Annotated in this window: 17 protein-coding genes; 7 read left to right on the plus strand and 10 right to left on the minus strand. The window is 50.6% G+C overall.

Annotated elements, in window-relative coordinates:
* Positions 1 to 131: 131 nt before the first annotated feature.
* The 4 genes from cysK (at position 132) to crr (ending at position 4,078) form a co-directional block, all read left to right on the plus strand.
* Entirely contained in the window at positions 132 to 1,103 is a 972-nt protein-coding gene (gene cysK / locus LVQ76_RS17780) for a cysteine synthase A (protein ID WP_064560169.1), read from the plus strand.
* A gap of 395 nt (positions 1,104 to 1,498) precedes the next feature.
* Entirely contained in the window at positions 1,499 to 1,756 is a 258-nt protein-coding gene (ptsH, locus tag LVQ76_RS17785; RefSeq protein ID WP_034459025.1) for a phosphocarrier protein Hpr, read from the plus strand.
* Positions 1,757 to 1,800: 44 nt separating this feature from the next.
* Entirely contained in the window at positions 1,801 to 3,528 is a 1,728-nt protein-coding gene (gene ptsI / locus LVQ76_RS17790) for a phosphoenolpyruvate-protein phosphotransferase PtsI (protein WP_151995202.1), read from the plus strand.
* A gap of 40 nt (positions 3,529 to 3,568) precedes the next feature.
* On the plus strand, positions 3,569 to 4,078 hold the full coding sequence (crr, locus tag LVQ76_RS17795; RefSeq protein ID WP_034459029.1) for a PTS glucose transporter subunit IIA: 510 nt from the start codon (positions 3,569 to 3,571) through the stop codon (positions 4,076 to 4,078).
* Between the two features lie 62 nt (positions 4,079 to 4,140).
* Here the strand turns inward: crr and cysM are convergent, their stop codons facing one another.
* The 9 genes from cysM to LVQ76_RS17840 form a co-directional block, all read right to left on the minus strand.
* Positions 4,141 to 5,052 carry a cysteine synthase CysM gene (cysM, locus tag LVQ76_RS17800; RefSeq protein ID WP_232922173.1) on the minus strand — a complete coding sequence of 304 codons (912 nt, stop codon included), beginning with the start codon at positions 5,050 to 5,052 and terminating at the stop codon, positions 4,141 to 4,143.
* A 71-nt stretch (positions 5,053 to 5,123) separates the two neighbouring features.
* Positions 5,124 to 6,209 (minus strand): sulfate/thiosulfate ABC transporter ATP-binding protein CysA, encoded by a 1,086-nt coding sequence (gene cysA / locus LVQ76_RS17805; protein ID WP_151995204.1) that lies wholly within the window; start codon positions 6,207 to 6,209, stop codon positions 5,124 to 5,126.
* Positions 6,199 to 7,074, minus strand: coding sequence for a sulfate/thiosulfate ABC transporter permease CysW (gene cysW / locus LVQ76_RS17810; protein WP_064555028.1), 876 nt, complete (start codon positions 7,072 to 7,074; stop codon positions 6,199 to 6,201). The genes cysA and cysW overlap by 11 nt, the downstream gene beginning before the upstream one ends.
* Complete coding sequence (gene cysT, locus LVQ76_RS17815; protein WP_034497495.1) at positions 7,074 to 7,907, minus strand: sulfate/thiosulfate ABC transporter permease CysT; 834 nt, start codon at positions 7,905 to 7,907, stop codon at positions 7,074 to 7,076. Before cysT ends, cysW begins: the two co-directional genes overlap by 1 nt.
* Positions 7,907 to 8,923 carry a sulfate ABC transporter substrate-binding protein gene (locus LVQ76_RS17820; protein WP_232866681.1) on the minus strand — a complete coding sequence of 339 codons (1,017 nt, stop codon included), beginning with the start codon at positions 8,921 to 8,923 and terminating at the stop codon, positions 7,907 to 7,909. The genes cysT and LVQ76_RS17820 overlap by 1 nt, the downstream gene beginning before the upstream one ends.
* A 433-nt stretch (positions 8,924 to 9,356) precedes the next feature.
* On the minus strand, positions 9,357 to 10,256 hold the full coding sequence (locus LVQ76_RS17825; protein WP_232866683.1) for a Dyp-type peroxidase: 900 nt from the start codon (positions 10,254 to 10,256) through the stop codon (positions 9,357 to 9,359).
* Between the two features lie 103 nt (positions 10,257 to 10,359).
* Positions 10,360 to 10,935 (minus strand): RpoE-regulated lipoprotein, encoded by a 576-nt coding sequence (locus LVQ76_RS17830; RefSeq protein ID WP_232904988.1) that lies wholly within the window; start codon positions 10,933 to 10,935, stop codon positions 10,360 to 10,362.
* 64 nt (positions 10,936 to 10,999) lie between these two features.
* A complete protein-coding gene (locus LVQ76_RS17835) occupies positions 11,000 to 11,446 on the minus strand; it encodes a DUF2919 domain-containing protein (RefSeq protein ID WP_232904989.1) in 447 nt (148 codons plus the stop codon).
* On the minus strand, positions 11,446 to 11,871 hold the full coding sequence (locus tag LVQ76_RS17840) for a GNAT family acetyltransferase (RefSeq protein ID WP_034459050.1): 426 nt from the start codon (positions 11,869 to 11,871) through the stop codon (positions 11,446 to 11,448). Before LVQ76_RS17840 ends, LVQ76_RS17835 begins: the two co-directional genes overlap by 1 nt.
* Before the next feature lie 206 nt (positions 11,872 to 12,077).
* Between LVQ76_RS17840 and amiA the strand changes: the two genes are divergently transcribed.
* Positions 12,078 to 12,950 carry an N-acetylmuramoyl-L-alanine amidase AmiA gene (amiA, locus tag LVQ76_RS17845; protein WP_232866691.1) on the plus strand — a complete coding sequence of 291 codons (873 nt, stop codon included), beginning with the start codon at positions 12,078 to 12,080 and terminating at the stop codon, positions 12,948 to 12,950.
* Positions 12,951 to 12,955: 5 nt separating this feature from the next.
* The gene (gene hemF, locus LVQ76_RS17850; protein ID WP_232922174.1) at positions 12,956 to 13,861 is read left to right on the plus strand and encodes an oxygen-dependent coproporphyrinogen oxidase; all 906 of its coding nucleotides are present in this window, start codon (positions 12,956 to 12,958) and stop codon (positions 13,859 to 13,861) included.
* A gap of 1 nt (position 13,862) precedes the next feature.
* Here the strand turns inward: hemF and maeB are convergent, their stop codons facing one another.
* Positions 13,863 to 16,142 (minus strand): NADP-dependent oxaloacetate-decarboxylating malate dehydrogenase, encoded by a 2,280-nt coding sequence (gene maeB / locus LVQ76_RS17855; RefSeq protein WP_232922175.1) that lies wholly within the window; start codon positions 16,140 to 16,142, stop codon positions 13,863 to 13,865.
* Positions 16,143 to 16,422: 280 nt separating this feature from the next.
* On the opposite strand from maeB, the gene tal reads away from it, so the two are divergent.
* Positions 16,423 to 17,373, plus strand: coding sequence for a transaldolase (gene tal, locus LVQ76_RS17860; RefSeq protein ID WP_064512936.1), 951 nt, complete (start codon positions 16,423 to 16,425; stop codon positions 17,371 to 17,373).
* Positions 17,374 to 17,382: the final 9 nt, after the last annotated feature.

The following is a 17,382-nucleotide window of genomic DNA, read 5'->3' on the forward strand; positions in this document are numbered from 1 at the left end:
CGCTCCTTATTCCTTCTGGCTTCTGCTTATTTCCCTTCTACATATAGATATGCGATTTCTTTACTTCCGCATAACTTCTAAGCAGGTATGCTGGAGAGGTTTCCCAAATTTCATACAGTTAAGGACGGGTTATGAGCAAGATCTATGAAGACAACTCTCTGACTATCGGTCATACGCCGCTGGTTCGACTGAACCGCATCGGTAATGGACGCATCCTGGCCAAGGTAGAGTCCCGTAACCCGAGCTTTAGCGTAAAATGCCGTATCGGGGCCAATATGATTTGGGATGCCGAAAAACGCGGTGTGCTGAAGCCCGGTATAGAGTTAGTTGAGCCAACCAGTGGTAACACCGGCATTGCACTGGCATATGTCGCCGCAGCACGTGGTTATAAGCTGACGCTGACCATGCCTGAAACCATGAGTATTGAACGCCGTAAGCTGCTCAAAGCCCTGGGGGCTAACCTGGTATTGACTGAAGGCGCGAAAGGCATGAAAGGCGCGATTCAGAAAGCAGAAGAAATTGTTGCCAGTAATCCTGAGAAATTCCTGTTACTGCAACAGTTTAGCAATCCAGCAAACCCTGAAATCCATGAAAAAACTACTGGCCCAGAAATCTGGGAAGATACAGATGGTGAAGTGGACGTGTTCATCGCTGGTGTTGGCACCGGTGGTACGTTGACTGGTGTGAGCCGCTATATTAAAAACACCAAGGGCAAAACGGACCTTATCAGTGTGGCCGTTGAGCCAACTGACTCCCCGGTTATTGCTCAGGCATTGGCGGGCGAAGAACTCAAACCTGGTCCGCATAAAATTCAAGGTATCGGTGCTGGTTTTATCCCTGGAAACCTCGATCTGAAACTTATCGACAGAGTCATCGCAATCACTAACGACGAAGCTATTTCTACTGCACGTCGTTTGATGGAAGAAGAAGGTATTCTGGCAGGAATTTCGTCGGGTGCAGCGGTAGCTGCAGCGTTAAAACTTCAGGAAGATGAAGCATTTACCAATAAAAACATTGTGGTTATACTGCCTTCCTCCGGTGAGCGTTACCTGAGTACTGCCCTATTTGCCGATCTTTTCACTGAAAAAGAACTCCAACAGTGATGCCAGGCAGGTAAATCAGTGTAAAAAAGCACCCGAATGGGTGCTTTTTTGTGGCATACGTCAAACTTTTGGCCACCCTGCCATTGCGTCACTTCGCAAGGTCTGGTATCTATCCAGCAAATTATTTTGATGCGCGAAATTAATCGAAAAATGTGATGTGCATCTGCTGAATCGATTTAACGATTTGGTGCAAAATCACATTTCACGGCATAATGATTAATGACGAGCGAGCCGCGAAGCGCATGGTCGATACCAAAGCACATTTCGTGGTTTCAGAAAGCATCCTGTGTCGCGTAGAGTTACAATTAACACGGCGCTAACTATACAGGCTAAAGTTTTGCCACCAGGCTAGACTTTAGTTCCACAACACTAAACCTATAAGTTGGGGAAATACAATGTTCCAGCAAGAAGTTACCATTACCGCTCCAAACGGTCTGCATACCCGCCCTGCTGCTCAGTTTGTAAAAGAAGCTAAAGGCTTCACTTCTGAGATCACTGTGACCTCCAACGGCAAAAGCGCTAGCGCAAAAAGCCTGTTCAAACTGCAAACTCTGGGTCTGACCCAAGGTACTGTTGTGACCATCTCCGCTGAAGGCGAAGATGATCAGAAAGCAGTTGAGCATCTGGTAAAACTGATGGCTGAACTCGAGTAAGTTCTGGGTTCTTCGTAAATATCAGTCACAAGTAAGGTAGGGTTATGATTTCAGGCATTTTAGCATCCCCGGGTATCGCTTTCGGCAAGGCACTTTTGCTGAAGGAAGATGAAATTGTCATCGACCGGAAGAAAATTTCTGCCGACAAAGTTGCGCAGGAAGTTGAACGTTTCTTAAGCGGGCGCGCTAAAGCGTCAGCACAGTTAGAAGCGATCAAAATTAAAGCTGGCGAGACCTTCGGTGAAGAAAAGGAAGCTATCTTCGAAGGCCACATTATGTTGCTGGAAGACGAAGAGCTTGAGCAGGAAATCATAGCCCTTATCACCGATAAGTTAGTGACTGCTGATGCAGCTGCTCACGAAATTATCGAAGGCCAGGCAATCGCGCTGGAAGAATTAGACGATGAATACCTGAAAGAACGTGCGGCTGACGTACGTGATATCGGTAAGCGTCTGCTGCGCAATATCCTTGGTCTGGCAATTATTGACCTTAGCGCCATCCAGGATGAAGTTATCCTTGTCGCTAAAGATTTGACTCCGTCAGAAACCGCACAGCTTAACCTGCAAAAGGTTCTGGGTTTCATCACCGATATCGGTGGCCGTACCTCCCACACCTCCATCATGGCGCGTTCTCTTGAACTGCCTGCGATTGTTGGTACCGGTAGCGTGACCAGCCAGGTGAAGAACGGCGATTACCTGATCCTCGATGCTGTTAACAATAAAGTTTACGTTAACCCAACCAACGAAGAGATCGAAGCTCTGCGTGCTGTACAGCAGCAAGAAGCTTCTGAGAAAGCTGAACTGGCGAAACTGAAAGATCTGCCAGCAATCACTCTCGATGGTCATCAGGTAGAAGTATGCGCAAACATCGGTACTGTTCGTGATGTCGACGGTGCTGAGCGTAATGGTGCAGAAGGTGTAGGTCTGTATCGTACAGAATTCCTGTTCATGGACCGCGATTCACTGCCAACTGAAGATGAGCAGTTCGCGGCGTACAAAGCTGTTGCTGAAGCCTGTGGCTCACAAGCAGTTATCGTACGTACCATGGATATCGGTGGCGACAAAGAGCTGCCGTACATGAACTTCCCGAAAGAAGAGAACCCGTTCCTGGGCTGGCGTGCAGTGCGTATCGCTATGGATCGTAAAGAGATCCTGTACGCTCAGGTTCGCGCTATCCTGCGTGCTTCTGTATTCGGTAAATTACGTATCATGTTCCCAATGATCATCTCTGTTGAAGAAGTGCGTGCACTGAAAGCTGAGATCGAAATCATGAAGGCGCAGCTGCGTGAAGAAGGCAAAGCGTTTGACGAAACTATCGAAGTTGGCGTGATGGTTGAGACTCCGGCTGCGGCCACGATTGCTCGCCATTTGGCTAAAGAAGTCGACTTCTTCAGTATCGGTACCAATGATCTGACGCAGTACACGCTGGCAGTTGACCGTGGTAATGATATGATTTCACATCTTTACCAGCCAATGTCACCGTCTGTACTAACTCTGATTAAGCAAGTTATTGATGCTTCTCATGCAGAAGGTAAATGGACCGGTATGTGTGGTGAGCTTGCAGGCGACGAACGTGCTACACTTCTGTTGCTGGGAATGGGTCTGGACGAATTTAGTATGAGCTCCATTTCTATCCCGCGCATTAAGAAGATTATTCGTAACACGAACTTCGAAGATGCGAAGGTGTTAGCAGAGCAAGCACTTGCTCAACCGACAACGGACGAGTTAATGATGCTGGTTAACAAGTTCATTGAAGAAAAAACAATCTGCTAATCCACCGGATGCGGCCCAATTTACTGCTTAGGAGAAGATCATGGGTTTGTTTGATAAACTGAAATCTCTGGTTTCTGATGATAAAAAAGACACCGGAACCATTGAGATTGTTGCCCCACTTTCTGGCGAAATCGTTAACATTGAAGATGTTCCAGATGTGGTTTTCGCCGAGAAGATTGTTGGTGATGGCATTGCAATTAAACCGACTGGCAACAAAATGGTTGCTCCGGTTGACGGCACCATCGGTAAAATCTTCGAAACTAACCATGCTTTCTCTATCGAATCCGATAGCGGCATTGAGTTGTTCGTCCACTTCGGTATCGACACTGTTGAACTGAAAGGCGAAGGCTTCAAACGCATCGCAGAAGAAGGTCAGCGTGTTAAGAAAGGCGACGTAGTTATCGAGTTCGATTTGGCCCTGCTGGAAGAGAAAGCGAAGTCTACCCTGACTCCGGTTGTTATCTCCAACATGGACGAAATCAAAGAGCTGATCAAACTGACTGGTAGCGTGACTGTGGGCGAAACCCCGGTAATCCGCATCAAGAAGTAAGCTATCCGCACAATGGAAAACGGCACCCTCTGAGGTGCCGTTTTTTTTGGCAAACTCCAGGATCAGATTCCAGAGCCTTGCGAATAACTCTCTTCGCCAAACACGCCCGTCGATAAATATCGATCGCCACGGTCGCAGATAATTGCTACGACAACAGCGCCCGGATTTGCCTGTGCAACACGTAATGCGCCTGCAACCGCACCGCCCGAACTCACACCACAGAAAATGCCTTCTTCGCGCGCAAGTTTGCGCATGGTTCTCTCTGCGTCTACTTGAGACATATCAATCACTTCATCAACTAAAGCAGGATTGAAAATCTTCGGTAGCCACTCTTCCGGCCAACGGCGAATCCCTGGAATACTGCTACCATCTTCTGGCTGCAACCCAACAATTTTGACTGCTTTTTCTTGCTCACGCATGAATTGGCTGACGCCGGTTACAGTACCGGTAGTTCCCATACTTGAGACGAAGTGCGTGATTCGCCCTTGCGTCTGGTTCCAGATCTCCGGCCCGGTCGTGCTGTAGTGCGCGTAGGGGTTATCCGGATTATTGAACTGGTCGAGAACCTTCCCCTCACCGCGTTCATCCATCAAACGGGCCATTTCGCGTGCGCCTTCCATGCCCTGTTCTTTGGTCACAAGGATTAACTCAGCGCCATAAGCCTGCATCGCCGCTTTACGTTCCATACTCATGTTGTCAGGCATTAACAGCTTCATTCGATAGCCTTTAAGCGCTGCAATCATCGCCAGTGCAATCCCGGTATTGCCACTAGTCGCTTCAATGAGCGTATCTCCTGGGGAGATTTCACCGCGAGCTTCTGCGCGCACAATCATAGAAAGTGCCGCGCGATCTTTAACCGAGCCTGCCGGATTATTCCCCTCAAGCTTCACCCAAATTTCGCTGCCGTTATCAAGGCCGGTGCGTTGTAATTTAACCAGAGGCGTATTACCAATCGTGCTTTCTAAGGTGTTCACTTGCCTGTCCAAAAAATAAGAAAAGCGGCCACGTGGGCCGCCTTTGCGTGTCGTGTTGTTCAGTAAACTTATCAGGCTGATTGAGCCAGGTCTACACCCTGAATTCGGTTGTTGCCTTCATACAAACGCGCATGTTGCAGACCAACGAACAGACGTTCGCCACGTACCGGGACATGATTTTCACGTAGAACAACCGTTAATGGTTCGTCATACCAGCCGATCGGCTGCACAACCAACTGCATATAATGTCCGCGTGGGCTGATTTCCAGCACCTGTACCGGAAGTGGAGAGTCGAGATTCGTACGGCGACTGACATCTACCTCCCATGGGCGTAAAAATAAATCAACAGCCCCCTGATATGCAGGAGTGAAGCCCAGCGGCCAGCGGTGTGCGCCTACATGGAACTGGCTGCCGCGAATAGTGCCTTTCATACGGTTCACTTCGCCGAGGAACTCCAGCACAAAGCGAGTCGCGGGTTCGCGCCATACCGCTTCTGGCGTATCAACCTGCTCGATATTCCCCTGGCTCATTACGACAACCCTATCCGCAACTTCCATCGCTTCTTCCTGATCGTGGGTCACGAATACGCTGGTGAATTTCAGCTCTTCATGCAACTGGCGCAACCAGCGGCGCAGTTCTTTACGCACCTGTGCATCCAGCGCACCGAATGGCTCATCAAGCAGCAGGATTTGCGGCTCAACCGCCAGCGCACGTGCCAGAGCGACACGTTGCTTCTGCCCACCAGAAAGCTGTGCCGGGAAACGATCTGCCAGATGTGATAACTGCACCATCTCCAGCAAACGAGTCACTTTCTGTTTAATAGCCGCAGACGATGGACGCTCACGGCGCGGTAAAACCGTCAGGCCGAAGGCGATATTGTCGAACACCGTCATATGGCGGAACAGCGCGTAATGCTGGAACACGAAGCCCACTTTACGTTCACGCGCGTGAATGCGGCTGACATCGGTGCCATGGAAACTAATGCGCCCGCTGTTCTGGTGCTCAAGCCCAGCAATAATACGCAGCAACGTGGTTTTTCCCGAACCCGATGGGCCTAACAGCGCCACCATTTGACCAGAAGGGATATCCAGAGAGATATCATTCAGCACCTGGGTGCGACCAAAAGATTTCTTAATATTGGTAATATCAATGCTCATGATTCCCCTCCTGTTGCAGGCGTTTTTCCTGGCTATTCAAACGCCACTGCACCGCACTCTTTAAGAACAACGTAACGATTGCCATCAGGGTCAATAACGCCGCTGCGGTAAACGAACCGACGGTGTTGTAGTCCTGCTGCAATAATTCAATCTGTAACGGCAGCGAGAATGTCTCACCGCGAATAGAACCGGAAACCACCGATACCGCACCAAACTCCCCAATCGCACGGGCGTTGGTTAACACCACGCCGTACAGCAGAGCCCAGCGGATATTAGGTAATGTGACGCGGCGGAACATCTGCCAACCGGATGCGCCGAGTAAAATAGCCGCTTCATCTTCCTGGCTGCCCTGGCTCAACATCACCGGCACCAGTTCGCGCACCACAAACGGGCACGTCACGAAAATCGTCACCAAAACCATGCCCGGCCAGGCAAACATAATCTGAATATTATGCGCATCCATAAAGCCCGCCAGCGGGCCGTTGGAGCCGTAAAACAGCAGGTAAACCAAACCGGCGACCACTGGCGAAACCGCAAACGGGATATCCAGCAGCGTCAGCAACAGCTGGCGTCCAGGGAAATCAAAACGCGTTACCAGCCACGCCAGCAAAATACCGAACACCAGGTTCACCGGCACGGTAATCAGCGCAATCATTACGGTGAGCCAGATTGCGTGCAGCATATCCGGGTCGACAATATTCTGTAGCGCAGGCATCAGCCCTTTCGAGAAAGCCTGAGCGAAAATAGAGGCCACCGGTACCACCAGCAGCAAAAATGAAATCAGCACGCCGAGGCCAATCAGTGTCCATTTGCCCCAGTTAAATCCCGTGCGGCGATAGCTTTTCAATTCAGTTACGTCCGTCATCAGTGACCTACCACGCGCCGACCAAAGCGACTTTGCAACGTGTTAATGGTAAACAGCAGCAGCAGTGAAGCGGCAAGGATCACCGAGGCAATCGCGCTGGCTGCCGGGTAATCAAACTCCTGCAAACGCACAAAAATCATCAGTGAGGTGACTTCGGTCTTCCAGGCGATGTTCCCGGCGATAAATATGACCGCGCCAAATTCACCCAGGCTGCGGGTGAAAGAGAGCGCCACGCCCGCCATTAATGCCGGTGAAAGCTCCGGTAAAATCACACGGCGGAAACTCTGCCAGCGCGTTGCGCCCAGGGTTTCTGCGGCCTCTTCGTATTCTGGCCCGAGCTCTTCAAGCACGGGTTGGATGGTACGCACCACAAACGGAATGCTGGTAAATGCCATTGCCACGGCAATACCCAGCCAGGTGTAAGTCACTTTGATGCCAAACTGTGCCAACCACTCGCCGTACCAACCGTTAACGGAAAACAGCCCCGCCAGCGTTAAACCTGCAACGGCGGTTGGCAGTGCAAACGGCAAGTCCATCAAAGCATCGAGCAGGCTGCGGCCGGGAAATTGATAACGCGTTAAAATCCACGCCATCAACATGCCAAACGCGCCGTTAAAGATTGAGGCAACCCCCGCCGACAGCAGTGTGACTTTATATGCCGCCACTACCTGCGGGTTGGTGATCACTTCCCAATACTGAGCCAGCGTCATCTCGGAAAGCTGCATTACCAGCGCGCTTAAAGGCAGCAGCAAAATCAGGCAAACAAACAGCAAACTGGTGCCGAGGCTTAAGGTAAAGCCCGGCAGCACCCGTTTAGAAGCAACAGCAAACATTACTCACGCCCCTTGCCGAGCAACTTGTCGAACTCACCGCCACTGGCAAAGTGGGTTTTCATCGCTTCTGGCCAGCCGCCAAATTCGTCTTCGACGCGGAACAGTTCGGTCTGCGGGAATTTATCTTTCAGTTTCGCCATCACTTCCGGGTTATTCACGCGGTAGTAATAGTCAGTAATGATGGTTTGCGCCGCAGGGCTATACAGGAAGTTCAGGTACTCTTTCGCCGCTTTTTCAGTGCCGTTGGCTTTAACGTTTTTATCAACCCAGGCGACTGGGAATTCAGCCAAAATATTGACCTTTGGCACCACCACTTCGTAACCATCTTTCTCGTACTGTTTGCTAATGTTGTTAACTTCAGACTCAAAGCTAATCAGCACATCACCCAGGTTACGCTCAACAAATGTCGTGGTTGCGCCACGGCCACCGGTATCAAACACTTCGACGTTTTTCAGGAACTGCGTCATATACTGTTCGGTTTTGGCTTTATCGCCACCGTCAGCTTTGTTTGCCGCACCCCATGCGCCTAAGTAGGTGTAACGGGCGTTACCGGAAGTTTTTGGGTTAGGAAAAATGAGTTTTACGTCTGGGCGAACCAGGTCGCTCCAGTCGTGAATATTTTTAGGGTTGCCCTTGCGCACCAGGAACGCCATGGTGGAATAGAATGGCGAACTGTTGTTTGGCAAACGGGTCTGCCAGTCGGCTGGAATCAGGTTGCCTTTGTCATGCAGGATCTGCACATCAGAAACCTGGTTATAAGTTACAACGTCTGCTTTTAAGCCCTGCAGAATCGCCAGTGCCTGTTTTGATGACCCGGCATGAGATTGTTTAATCACCAGCTTGTCGCCGTTATTTTCCTCAGCCCACTGCTTCTGGAAGGCAGGATTGAGCGCGGCAAAAAGCTCGCGAGACACATCATAAGAGCTGTTCAGCAGTTCCGTGGCATGAGCTGAACCTGCCAGCAACGCAGAAACAACCAAAGCACTCCAGACTTTTTTAACCGATGTCATTGCCATTGGGTACCCTTATAAATGTTATATACCCATCATATTTCAAGTTGCAGATGCGTTGGCTGCTCTCGTTCACCCGAATCACTTACTTGTGTAAGCTCATCGGGATTAATGAGAGACTCCTGTCTCTCACCTCCGGCTGGTCAAATTCGTTCCCGACGAATTTGTCGCTCGTTTGCCGCCTTCCTGCATCTTGAAATATTTTGGGTATTACGGTCTGCTTAATTGTGACCAGTGTATTTATAACGAGTGTCAAAGCTGTAACGGTTTTATATATCGTTTGGTGATTTGCAATAAGAAAGGGGTATAAGCTCAGAAAGGTAGGGCGTTAGCGGCGAAGGCAGTCTGACGACGGCCAGCGCGCAAAAAACGGAGCGTACATGAAGTACGTGGGGATTTTGAGCACTGCCCGGTGCCAGAATGGCGAGTAAGGTAGCCCTTACAGGTTTAGAAGCTTGTCTAAGGACGGCGCGAAATAATATCCACCCGTCACCGGCTTAGTAAAACGCAGCATCCCATCACGCTTTCCGTCGGTTTCGCCAAACATGCTCAGCAGTTGCTGCTCGATGTTATGCAAACGCGCGCAATAAGCGATGAAGTACAGGCCGTGCGGGCCGCTGGCAGTACCGTATGGCAGACTCTGGCGCACAATCTTCAGGCCTTTGCCGTTTTCTTTCAAATCAACACGAGTCAGGTGAGATGTGTCCGGGCGCTCGTCACCGTCAATCTCTTCATTGGCTTCTTTTGTACGGCCAATGATCATCTCCTGCTCGTTCACGCTCATGCGGTTTAGCTGCTTGAGATTATGCTCCCAACGCTGCACGAACACGTAGCTACCACCTGCATCGATGCCATCATTAATGACCGCCACTTCACGGCGAGTCTCTTCGCCCTGCGGGTTTTCGGTGCCATCAATAAAGCCGCTCAGATCGCGTTCTTCAACCCAGCGGAAACCGTGGATTTCTTCTTCAATTTTCAGCGCGTCGCCAAATGCCGCCAGTGCCGCCTGTGCCACAGAGAAATTTACGTCATGGCGCAGAGAAAGAATATGGATCATCACATCATGCTGCGTTGCAGGAGCAAGACCCTTGCCCAATGGAGCAAAGTTTTTCAACTCGGTCGCACCCACGCCACCACTTAAATCACGCCATAAGTCATGACCAAACGCCACCACCGCGCCTAAGTTTGCGTCCGGGAATTTACCCTGCAACTCAGTTAGCGATTGATTAAAGGTTTTGCAGCCCTGGCGAATAGCATCGAAATCGCCCTGAATACTCGCTTCCAGCCAAACGGCGGCGCGACAATGTTCTGGCAGAATGCCAGTTTGAACACGAGACATGAATCCTCCTAAAAAACACACGCCACTCTACGTGGCGTTTATTCCCTTATGATACCCAATTCCGGCAACACCTTCTTGAGAAGGCGCAAGGCCAGGCTAATTTTTATCGACGCCAGATAATTTTACTGATCTTCCAGGCTTTGAGCGTATCGTCAGACGGCATCAACTCCTGCCCGCCATGCCATTCACCGCTAAAAATGTAGCTGATGTGCTGGCTGTCTTTGGCCTTACACTCGACACCGTCACTATCATCTCCAGTCCCTTTGACACACGCGCCAAATGCTTTGTCGTACAGGTCGCTGAAGACGGTGCCAATCTTCACGCCGCTATCAGTTTCGATGTCGCTATCCATAACATCAACGCGGCTTACTGTGCCTTTTTCGCCGTTGACGACAACCATCACGGTTTTGTCATCCATCGCTTCATAGAAGCGAACAATCTCGCCGTTATCGGTTTTCATGCCGCTGCGTAAACGGTAGTTATCATTCAACGCGCTGCTGACGGCCTTTTCATCCATCGGCGTACTGGCGTTTAACTCACCCACGCCCTTCTCGCTGACTTCAATTGACGAACCAAACCAGTTCCACGGATTTGCCGCAGACCAATTGACGGATGACAACGTCGAACAGCCTGCTAACACCAGCGGCAGCCCTAATAACATCAGGCGCAGTTTTTTCATCAGAAATTCCTTTATTAAGCATGGATACGCGCTTTGGAGTGCAAACTTTCCCAAAAGTGCCTGGTTATTCACGATTGATAGTGAAGTAATCCCGTAAACGCCGGCTGGTACACAGCCACCAGAGGGCAAAAATATCGGCAACCAGCAGCGCTAAAGTGACGCCCGTCAGCACTTCGCCCTGCCAAAGCAATATGAGTTGCCAGGCCAAAACGATGAGCTGTGCGGCAATCAATATCCAGCGCCAGGCGGCCCATAATCGAGGGTATAAATGGCGGCGGCCGCTAATCATAAATGCCAGAGCCGCAGGAACGCCAGGCAATAGCCCGAACCAGAAATTGTCGCGGTCAGGATAAAAGACGCCAAGGATAGCATCACCCTGTTGACGGGACGCTGCCGCCAGCACCAGGACAAACCAGGTTCGCGCCTGTAAAAGAAGGGTACACCAGAACAAAAAAGGTGTTTTCAGATTACCGTGGGTATCGTAATCCGAAGGTGGATACAGCACAGGCATTAATATTCCTGATCTTCAATCAATCGCTTGCCGAGTAGCATCACATCTTGCTGCTCATACTCGAGCCGCTCGTACATGCCAATCACAAGGTCGTTTTCTTCACGCACCATGATTTGAATTTTTGGGCAACCGCGTGCGATTAGCTTCTTTTCCAGTCGGCTAAGTAGCGCATTAGCAATGCCGCGACCACGATATTCCGGGTGCACGCCAAGGTAATAAGCTGAACCCCGATGGCCGTCGTAACCACCCATCAGCGAGCCTACGACTTCGCCGCCCACTTCTGCCACTAAGAACAGATCCGCGTCATGATTGAGTTTGCGTTCAATGTCCATCTCAGGATCGTTCCATGGACGCAGTAAGTCGCAACGTTCCCAAAGCGTAATGACTTCTTCGAAATCATCCTGGCGAAAAACACGTATTTCCATGGTATTAGCCACCTGAAAGTCTAAAACAGTGATTATGGCGTTAAGTTTCTGTTTAGCCAATATCTGCCGCAAAACGAGGCAAAAAATGACATACTAGCCACTCATTCATTTTTGGTAATGAAAATCCCAAAAATGCTTGTCGTTTACCCTTTGCCGATACGCTATAAATGCCTATCTGCAATTTTAAAGATAAAAATATTAGCCGCATGAGCAAAATTAAATCACTGACGCATCTGACTACCCGCCGCCAGTTACTGCTTACTGGGTTGGCTGCTTTAACGTTAACGGGCGTAAATAAGGCTTTGGCCAGCCCGGAGACTAAACCTCTTAAAACCACCACAAACCACAGCAAACCGAGCAAAAAATCGGGTGGCCGTCGGGTAGTGATGCTCGACCCAGGCCACGGCGGTATTGATACCGGCGCGATTGGCCATAATGGTTCTAAAGAGAAACATGTCGTACTGGCCATTGCTAAAAATGTACGAAACATTCTTAAAAGCAATGGGATAGAGGCCAAACTCACACGTACCAGCGATGAATTTATTCCGCTGTATGATCGCGTAGAAATCGCCCACAAACACGGGGCCGATCTCTTTATGTCGATTCATGCTGATGGTTTTACGAACCCGTCTGCTGCCGGTGCGTCGGTGTTTGCCCTTTCCAATCGCGGCGCAAGTAGTGCGATGGCGAAATACCTTTCGGATAAAGAAAACGCCGCCGATGATGTCGCAGGCAGCAAGGTCAAACATAAAGACCAGTATCTACAACAGGTACTGTTCGACCTGGTGCAAACTGACACCATCAAAAACAGCCTGACGCTCGGCTCGCACATTCTTAAGCAAATCAAGCCAGTGCACAAACTGCACAGCCGTAACACGGAACAAGCGGCGTTTGTGGTGTTGAAGTCACCGTCGATTCCTTCCGTACTGGTTGAAACGTCATTTATCACCAACCCTGGTGAAGAGAAGTTGCTGGGCACTCCCGCGTTTCGCCAGAAAATTGCTAATGCTATTGCCTCTGGCATCATTAGCTACTTCAATTGGTTTGATAACCAAAAAGCCCACAGTAAGAAACGTTGAACCCTATGAACTTGCCAGATATTCAGTCCGTAAAACAATTCCTGCTGCAATTGCAGGACACCATCTGCCAGCAGCTCAGCAATATTGATGGTGCTGCGTTTGAAGAAGACAGCTGGCAACGCGAAGGCGGTGGTGGCGGGCGCAGCCGGGTGTTACGCGGTGGGAATGTCTTTGAGCAAGCGGGCGTTAACTTCTCCCATGTACATGGCGATGCGATGCCTGCGTCTGCTACAGCGCATCGCCCGGAACTCGCCGGGCGCAGCTTTGAAGCAATGGGCGTCTCTCTGGTGGTGCATCCGCTCAGCCCGTACATTCCCACCAGCCATGCCAACGTGCGCTTTTTCATTGCACAAAAGCCAGGTTGTGACCCGGTATGGTGGTTTGGCGGCGGTTTTGACCTAACGCCGTTTTACGGTTTTGAAGAAGATGCCGTTCACTGGCATAAAACCGCGCAGGAGCTGTGCCAGCCGTTTGGCGATGACGTGTTCCCACGATACAAAAAGTGGTGTGACGATTACTTCTTTATTAAGCATCGTAATGAGCAACGTGGTATTGGCGGCCTGTTCTTCGACGATCTGAACACCCCAGATTTCGACCATTCCTTCAGCTTTATGCAAGCTGTGGGTAAGGGTTACCTGGATGCATATCTGCCGATTGTCGAACGCCGTAAAGCGCTGCCATGGGGCGAGCGTGAGCGCGACTTCCAGCTTTATCGCCGTGGCCGTTATGTGGAATTTAACCTGGTGTGGGATCGCGGAACGCTGTTTGGTTTGCAGACCGGCGGGCGTACAGAGTCGATTTTAATGTCGATGCCGCCACTGGTTCGCTTTGAATATAACTATCAGCCAGAAGAAGGCAGCCCGGAGGCTGCCTTGTATCGTGATTTCTTACCAATTAAGGATTGGGTTTAAATCACAGCGGAACGGTCTGCGCCTCAACCACTGCCAGCGCCACCATATTCACAATACGACGAACAGACGCAATCGGTGTTAACACATGCACCGGTTTTGCCACGCCCATCAATACTGGCCCGACTGTCACCCCTTCGGAACTGGAAACACGCAACAAGTTGTAGCTAATGCGTGCCGCTTCGACGTTTGGCATGATCAAGATATTTGCAGAACCTTTCAGTGGGCTGTCAGGCATACGCTCGTTACGAATGCTTTCCACCAGCGCCGCATCACCATGCATTTCACCGTCAATTTCCAGCTCTGGTGCACGTTCGCGTACCATCTCCAGCGTTTTACGCATCTTGCATGCCGCTTTCGAATCGGAGGAACCATAGTTGGAATGCGACAACAACGCGACTTTTGGCTCGATACCAAAGCGACGCACAGTTTCCACAGCTAACAAGGTTATTTCTGTCAGCTCTTCCGGCGACGGATCGTCATTAACGTAAGTATCAGCAATAAAGGTGTTGCCGCTTGGCAGCAGCAGCGCGTTCATCGCCCCCGCCGCTTTCACGCCTTCGCGGTAACCAAACAGTTTTTCTACCACCGAGAAGTGCTCGTGATACTCGCCAATGGTGCCGCAAATCATGGCGTCCGCTTCACCGCGATGCACCATAATCGCGCCGATCACCGTGGTGTTGCTGATCACAGCACGCTGCGCCTGCTCTTGCGTAATACCGCGGCGTTTCATGATGTTGTAGTACTCACTCCAGTACTCTTTGAAACGCGGATCGGATTCGTTATTCACGATCTCAAAATCGCGCCCGGCTTGCATTTGCAGGCCGAGTTTCTTCAGGCGCATTTCGATAACCGCCGGGCGACCAATCAGAATCGGTTTCGCCAAACCAAGTGTAATCAGCTCCTGAGTCGCATGTAGCACACGCGCCTCTTCACCTTCCGTCAGCACCACACGTTTTGGATCTTTGCGGGCCTGGGAGAAGATTGGCTTCATAAACAGGTTCGTTTTGTAGACGAACTCGGTCAGTTTTTCGCGATAAGCGTCGAAATCCTGAATCGGACGTGTTGCCACACCGGTTTCCATTGCCGCTTTTGCCACTGCTGGTGCGATTTGCACGATAAGACGCGGATCGAATGGTTTTGGAATCAGGTAATCAGGGCCGAAAGTCAGCTCTTCTTCGCCATAGGCGGAAGCCACTACATCGCTCTGCTCGGCGTGAGCCAGTTCGGCAATCGCGTGAACCGCCGCCAGTTTCATCTCTTCGTTAATCGCCGTTGCGCCAACATCCAGCGCGCCGCGGAAGATGAACGGGAAGCACAGCACGTTGTTAACCTGGTTAGGGAAGTCAGAACGACCGGTGCAGATAATTGCATCCGGGCGCACTTCTTTTGCCAGCGGAGGCAGAATTTCCGGCTCAGGGTTTGCCAGCGCAAGAATCAATGGCGCGCGCGCCATCTTCTTGACCATCTCCTGGCTCATGGCTTTCGGGCCAGAACAGCCGAGGAAAATATCCGCGCCTTCAATCACTTCGTCGAGCGTGCGCTTACCGTTATCTTCCACCGCGTAAGCCGCTTTGGTTTCAGCCATGTTCTCTTCACGGCCCTTGTAGATAACGCCTTTCGAATCGCACACAACGATGTTGTGTTTCTGGATGCCCAGTTGTACCAGCAGGTTCATACAGGCGATAGCCGATGCACCCGCGCCAGAAACCACTAAACGCACGTCAGAGATATTCTTCTCAACTACACGCAGGCCGTTAAGCACCGCAGCAGTACAGATGATGGCCGTACCATGCTGATCGTCATGGAACACAGGAATGTTCATGCGCTCGCGCAGTTTTTTCTCGATGTAGAAGCACTCTGGCGCTTTGATGTCTTCCAGGTTAATGCCGCCAAACGTTGGCTCAAGTGCAGCAATCACCTCAATCAGTTTGTCCGGGTCCATTTCATCGACTTCGATATCAAACACGTCAATACCGGCAAATTTCTTAAACAGAACGCCCTTACCTTCCATCACCGGCTTGCCCGCCAGTGCACCAATATTACCCAGCCCCAGCACCGCGGTGCCGTTGGAAATCACGCCGACCAGGTTGCCACGCGCGGTGTATTTGTAAGCAGCAAGTGGGTCTTTTTCAATCTCAAGACAAGGTGCCGCAACGCCCGGAGAGTAGGCCAATGCTAAGTCACGCTGGGTCGCCAGCGGTTTGGTTGGCGAAACCTGAATTTTACCGGGGACTGGGAATTCATGAAAATCGAGGGCACTTTGTCTTAGTTGTTCGTCCATTTCTTCGTTCCTTTTTTATCACTCTCAAGGGTCGTAAGGTCACGTTAAGATCGCTTTAGGGCCACGTAGTATCACGCTTGCGCGCGTTCTAAACTTTGAACATCGCCATACTATCAGCAACGTCTTGCAAAAATGTTAGAAAATCAGAGCCATTATGTTACCTGGCATTAACAACAATGCCATGCCTATCTGCTATGCTTTTTAGTTATGCCAACGATGAATTTTCATCGCGAGTGACATGGAACACTCAAATTAGACTTTGCATTTCAAGGAGATAGTCATGAATCAGTTAGATAGTATCAAGAAATTTACCACCGTTGTTGCCGACAGCGGTGACATTGAATCTATCCGCAATTACCAGCCTATCGATGCGACGACCAACCCCTCGCTATTACTGAAGGCAGCAGGTTTAGCGCACTATCAAACACTCATTGATGATGCCATTGCTTACGGTAAACAGCGCGGCGACACGCGAGAAGCCCAGGTAGCTCAAGCCTGTGACAAACTTGCGGTTAATTTCGGTGCGGAAATTCTGAAAAGCATTCCTGGACGAGTCTCAACAGAAGTGGATGCCCGTCTCTCGTTTGATAAAGAAAAAAGCATCGCGAAAGCCCGCCATTTGATCGCTCTTTATGAAGAGCTGGGCATTGATAAGTCGCGAGTTCTTATCAAGCTTGCTTCAACCTGGGAAGGTATTCGTGCCGCCGAAGAACTGCAAAAAGAGGGAATCGATTGTAACCTGACGCTGCTGTTCTCTTTTGCTCAGGCACGAGCCTGTGCGGAAGCTGGCGTGTTCCTTATCTCACCGTTTGTCGGGCGTATCTACGACTGGTATCAGGCCCGCAAACCGATGGACCCATATGTGGTTGAAGAAGATCCGGGCGTCAAATCGGTGCGCAATATCTATGATTACTTTAAGCAGCACAACTACAGCACCATCGTGATGGGCGCGAGCTTCCGCCGCACCGAACAGATTCTTGCGCTAGTAGGCTGTGATCGCCTGACTATCGCCCCTAACCTGCTGCAACAGTTGCAGGAAAGTGAAGAGCCGGTGGTTCGCAAACTGGTGCCGCTGTCACAGGGCTTCCGTCGCCCGGAACCCATCAGCGAGGCAGATTTCCGTTGGGAGCATAATCAGGATCCAATGGCGGTAGAAAAACTGGCAGAGGGCATCCGCCTGTTCGCCATCGATCAACGAAAACTGGAAGATTTGCTCGCCGCTAAACTTTGAACGACAACC

Source organism: Buttiauxella cochleicola (genome assembly GCF_021283185.1).
GTDB lineage: Bacteria > Pseudomonadota > Gammaproteobacteria > Enterobacterales > Enterobacteriaceae > Buttiauxella > Buttiauxella massiliensis.

Excerpts from the sequence above, each read along its gene's own strand:
- cysK (WP_064560169.1), top strand. The coding sequence starts at position 132 with ATGAGCAAGATCTATGAAGACAACTCTCTGACTATCGGTCATACGCCG.
- ptsH (WP_034459025.1), top strand. The coding sequence starts at position 1,499 with ATGTTCCAGCAAGAAGTTACCATTACCGCTCCAAACGGTCTGCATACC.
- ptsI (WP_151995202.1), top strand. The coding sequence starts at position 1,801 with ATGATTTCAGGCATTTTAGCATCCCCGGGTATCGCTTTCGGCAAGGCA.
- crr (WP_034459029.1), top strand. The coding sequence starts at position 3,569 with ATGGGTTTGTTTGATAAACTGAAATCTCTGGTTTCTGATGATAAAAAA.
- cysA (WP_151995204.1), bottom strand. The coding sequence starts at position 6,209 with ATGAGCATTGATATTACCAATATTAAGAAATCTTTTGGTCGCACCCAG.
- cysW (WP_064555028.1), bottom strand. The coding sequence starts at position 7,074 with ATGACGGACGTAACTGAATTGAAAAGCTATCGCCGCACGGGATTTAAC.
- cysT (WP_034497495.1), bottom strand. The coding sequence starts at position 7,907 with ATGTTTGCTGTTGCTTCTAAACGGGTGCTGCCGGGCTTTACCTTAAGC.
- LVQ76_RS17820 (WP_232866681.1), bottom strand. The coding sequence starts at position 8,923 with ATGGCAATGACATCGGTTAAAAAAGTCTGGAGTGCTTTGGTTGTTTCT.
- LVQ76_RS17825 (WP_232866683.1), bottom strand. The coding sequence starts at position 10,256 with ATGTCTCGTGTTCAAACTGGCATTCTGCCAGAACATTGTCGCGCCGCC.
- LVQ76_RS17830 (WP_232904988.1), bottom strand. The coding sequence starts at position 10,935 with ATGAAAAAACTGCGCCTGATGTTATTAGGGCTGCCGCTGGTGTTAGCA.
- LVQ76_RS17835 (WP_232904989.1), bottom strand. The coding sequence starts at position 11,446 with ATGCCTGTGCTGTATCCACCTTCGGATTACGATACCCACGGTAATCTG.
- LVQ76_RS17840 (WP_034459050.1), bottom strand. The coding sequence starts at position 11,871 with ATGGAAATACGTGTTTTTCGCCAGGATGATTTCGAAGAAGTCATTACG.
- amiA (WP_232866691.1), top strand. The coding sequence starts at position 12,078 with ATGAGCAAAATTAAATCACTGACGCATCTGACTACCCGCCGCCAGTTA.
- hemF (WP_232922174.1), top strand. The coding sequence starts at position 12,956 with ATGAACTTGCCAGATATTCAGTCCGTAAAACAATTCCTGCTGCAATTG.
- maeB (WP_232922175.1), bottom strand. The coding sequence starts at position 16,142 with ATGGACGAACAACTAAGACAAAGTGCCCTCGATTTTCATGAATTCCCA.
- tal (WP_064512936.1), top strand. The coding sequence starts at position 16,423 with ATGAATCAGTTAGATAGTATCAAGAAATTTACCACCGTTGTTGCCGAC.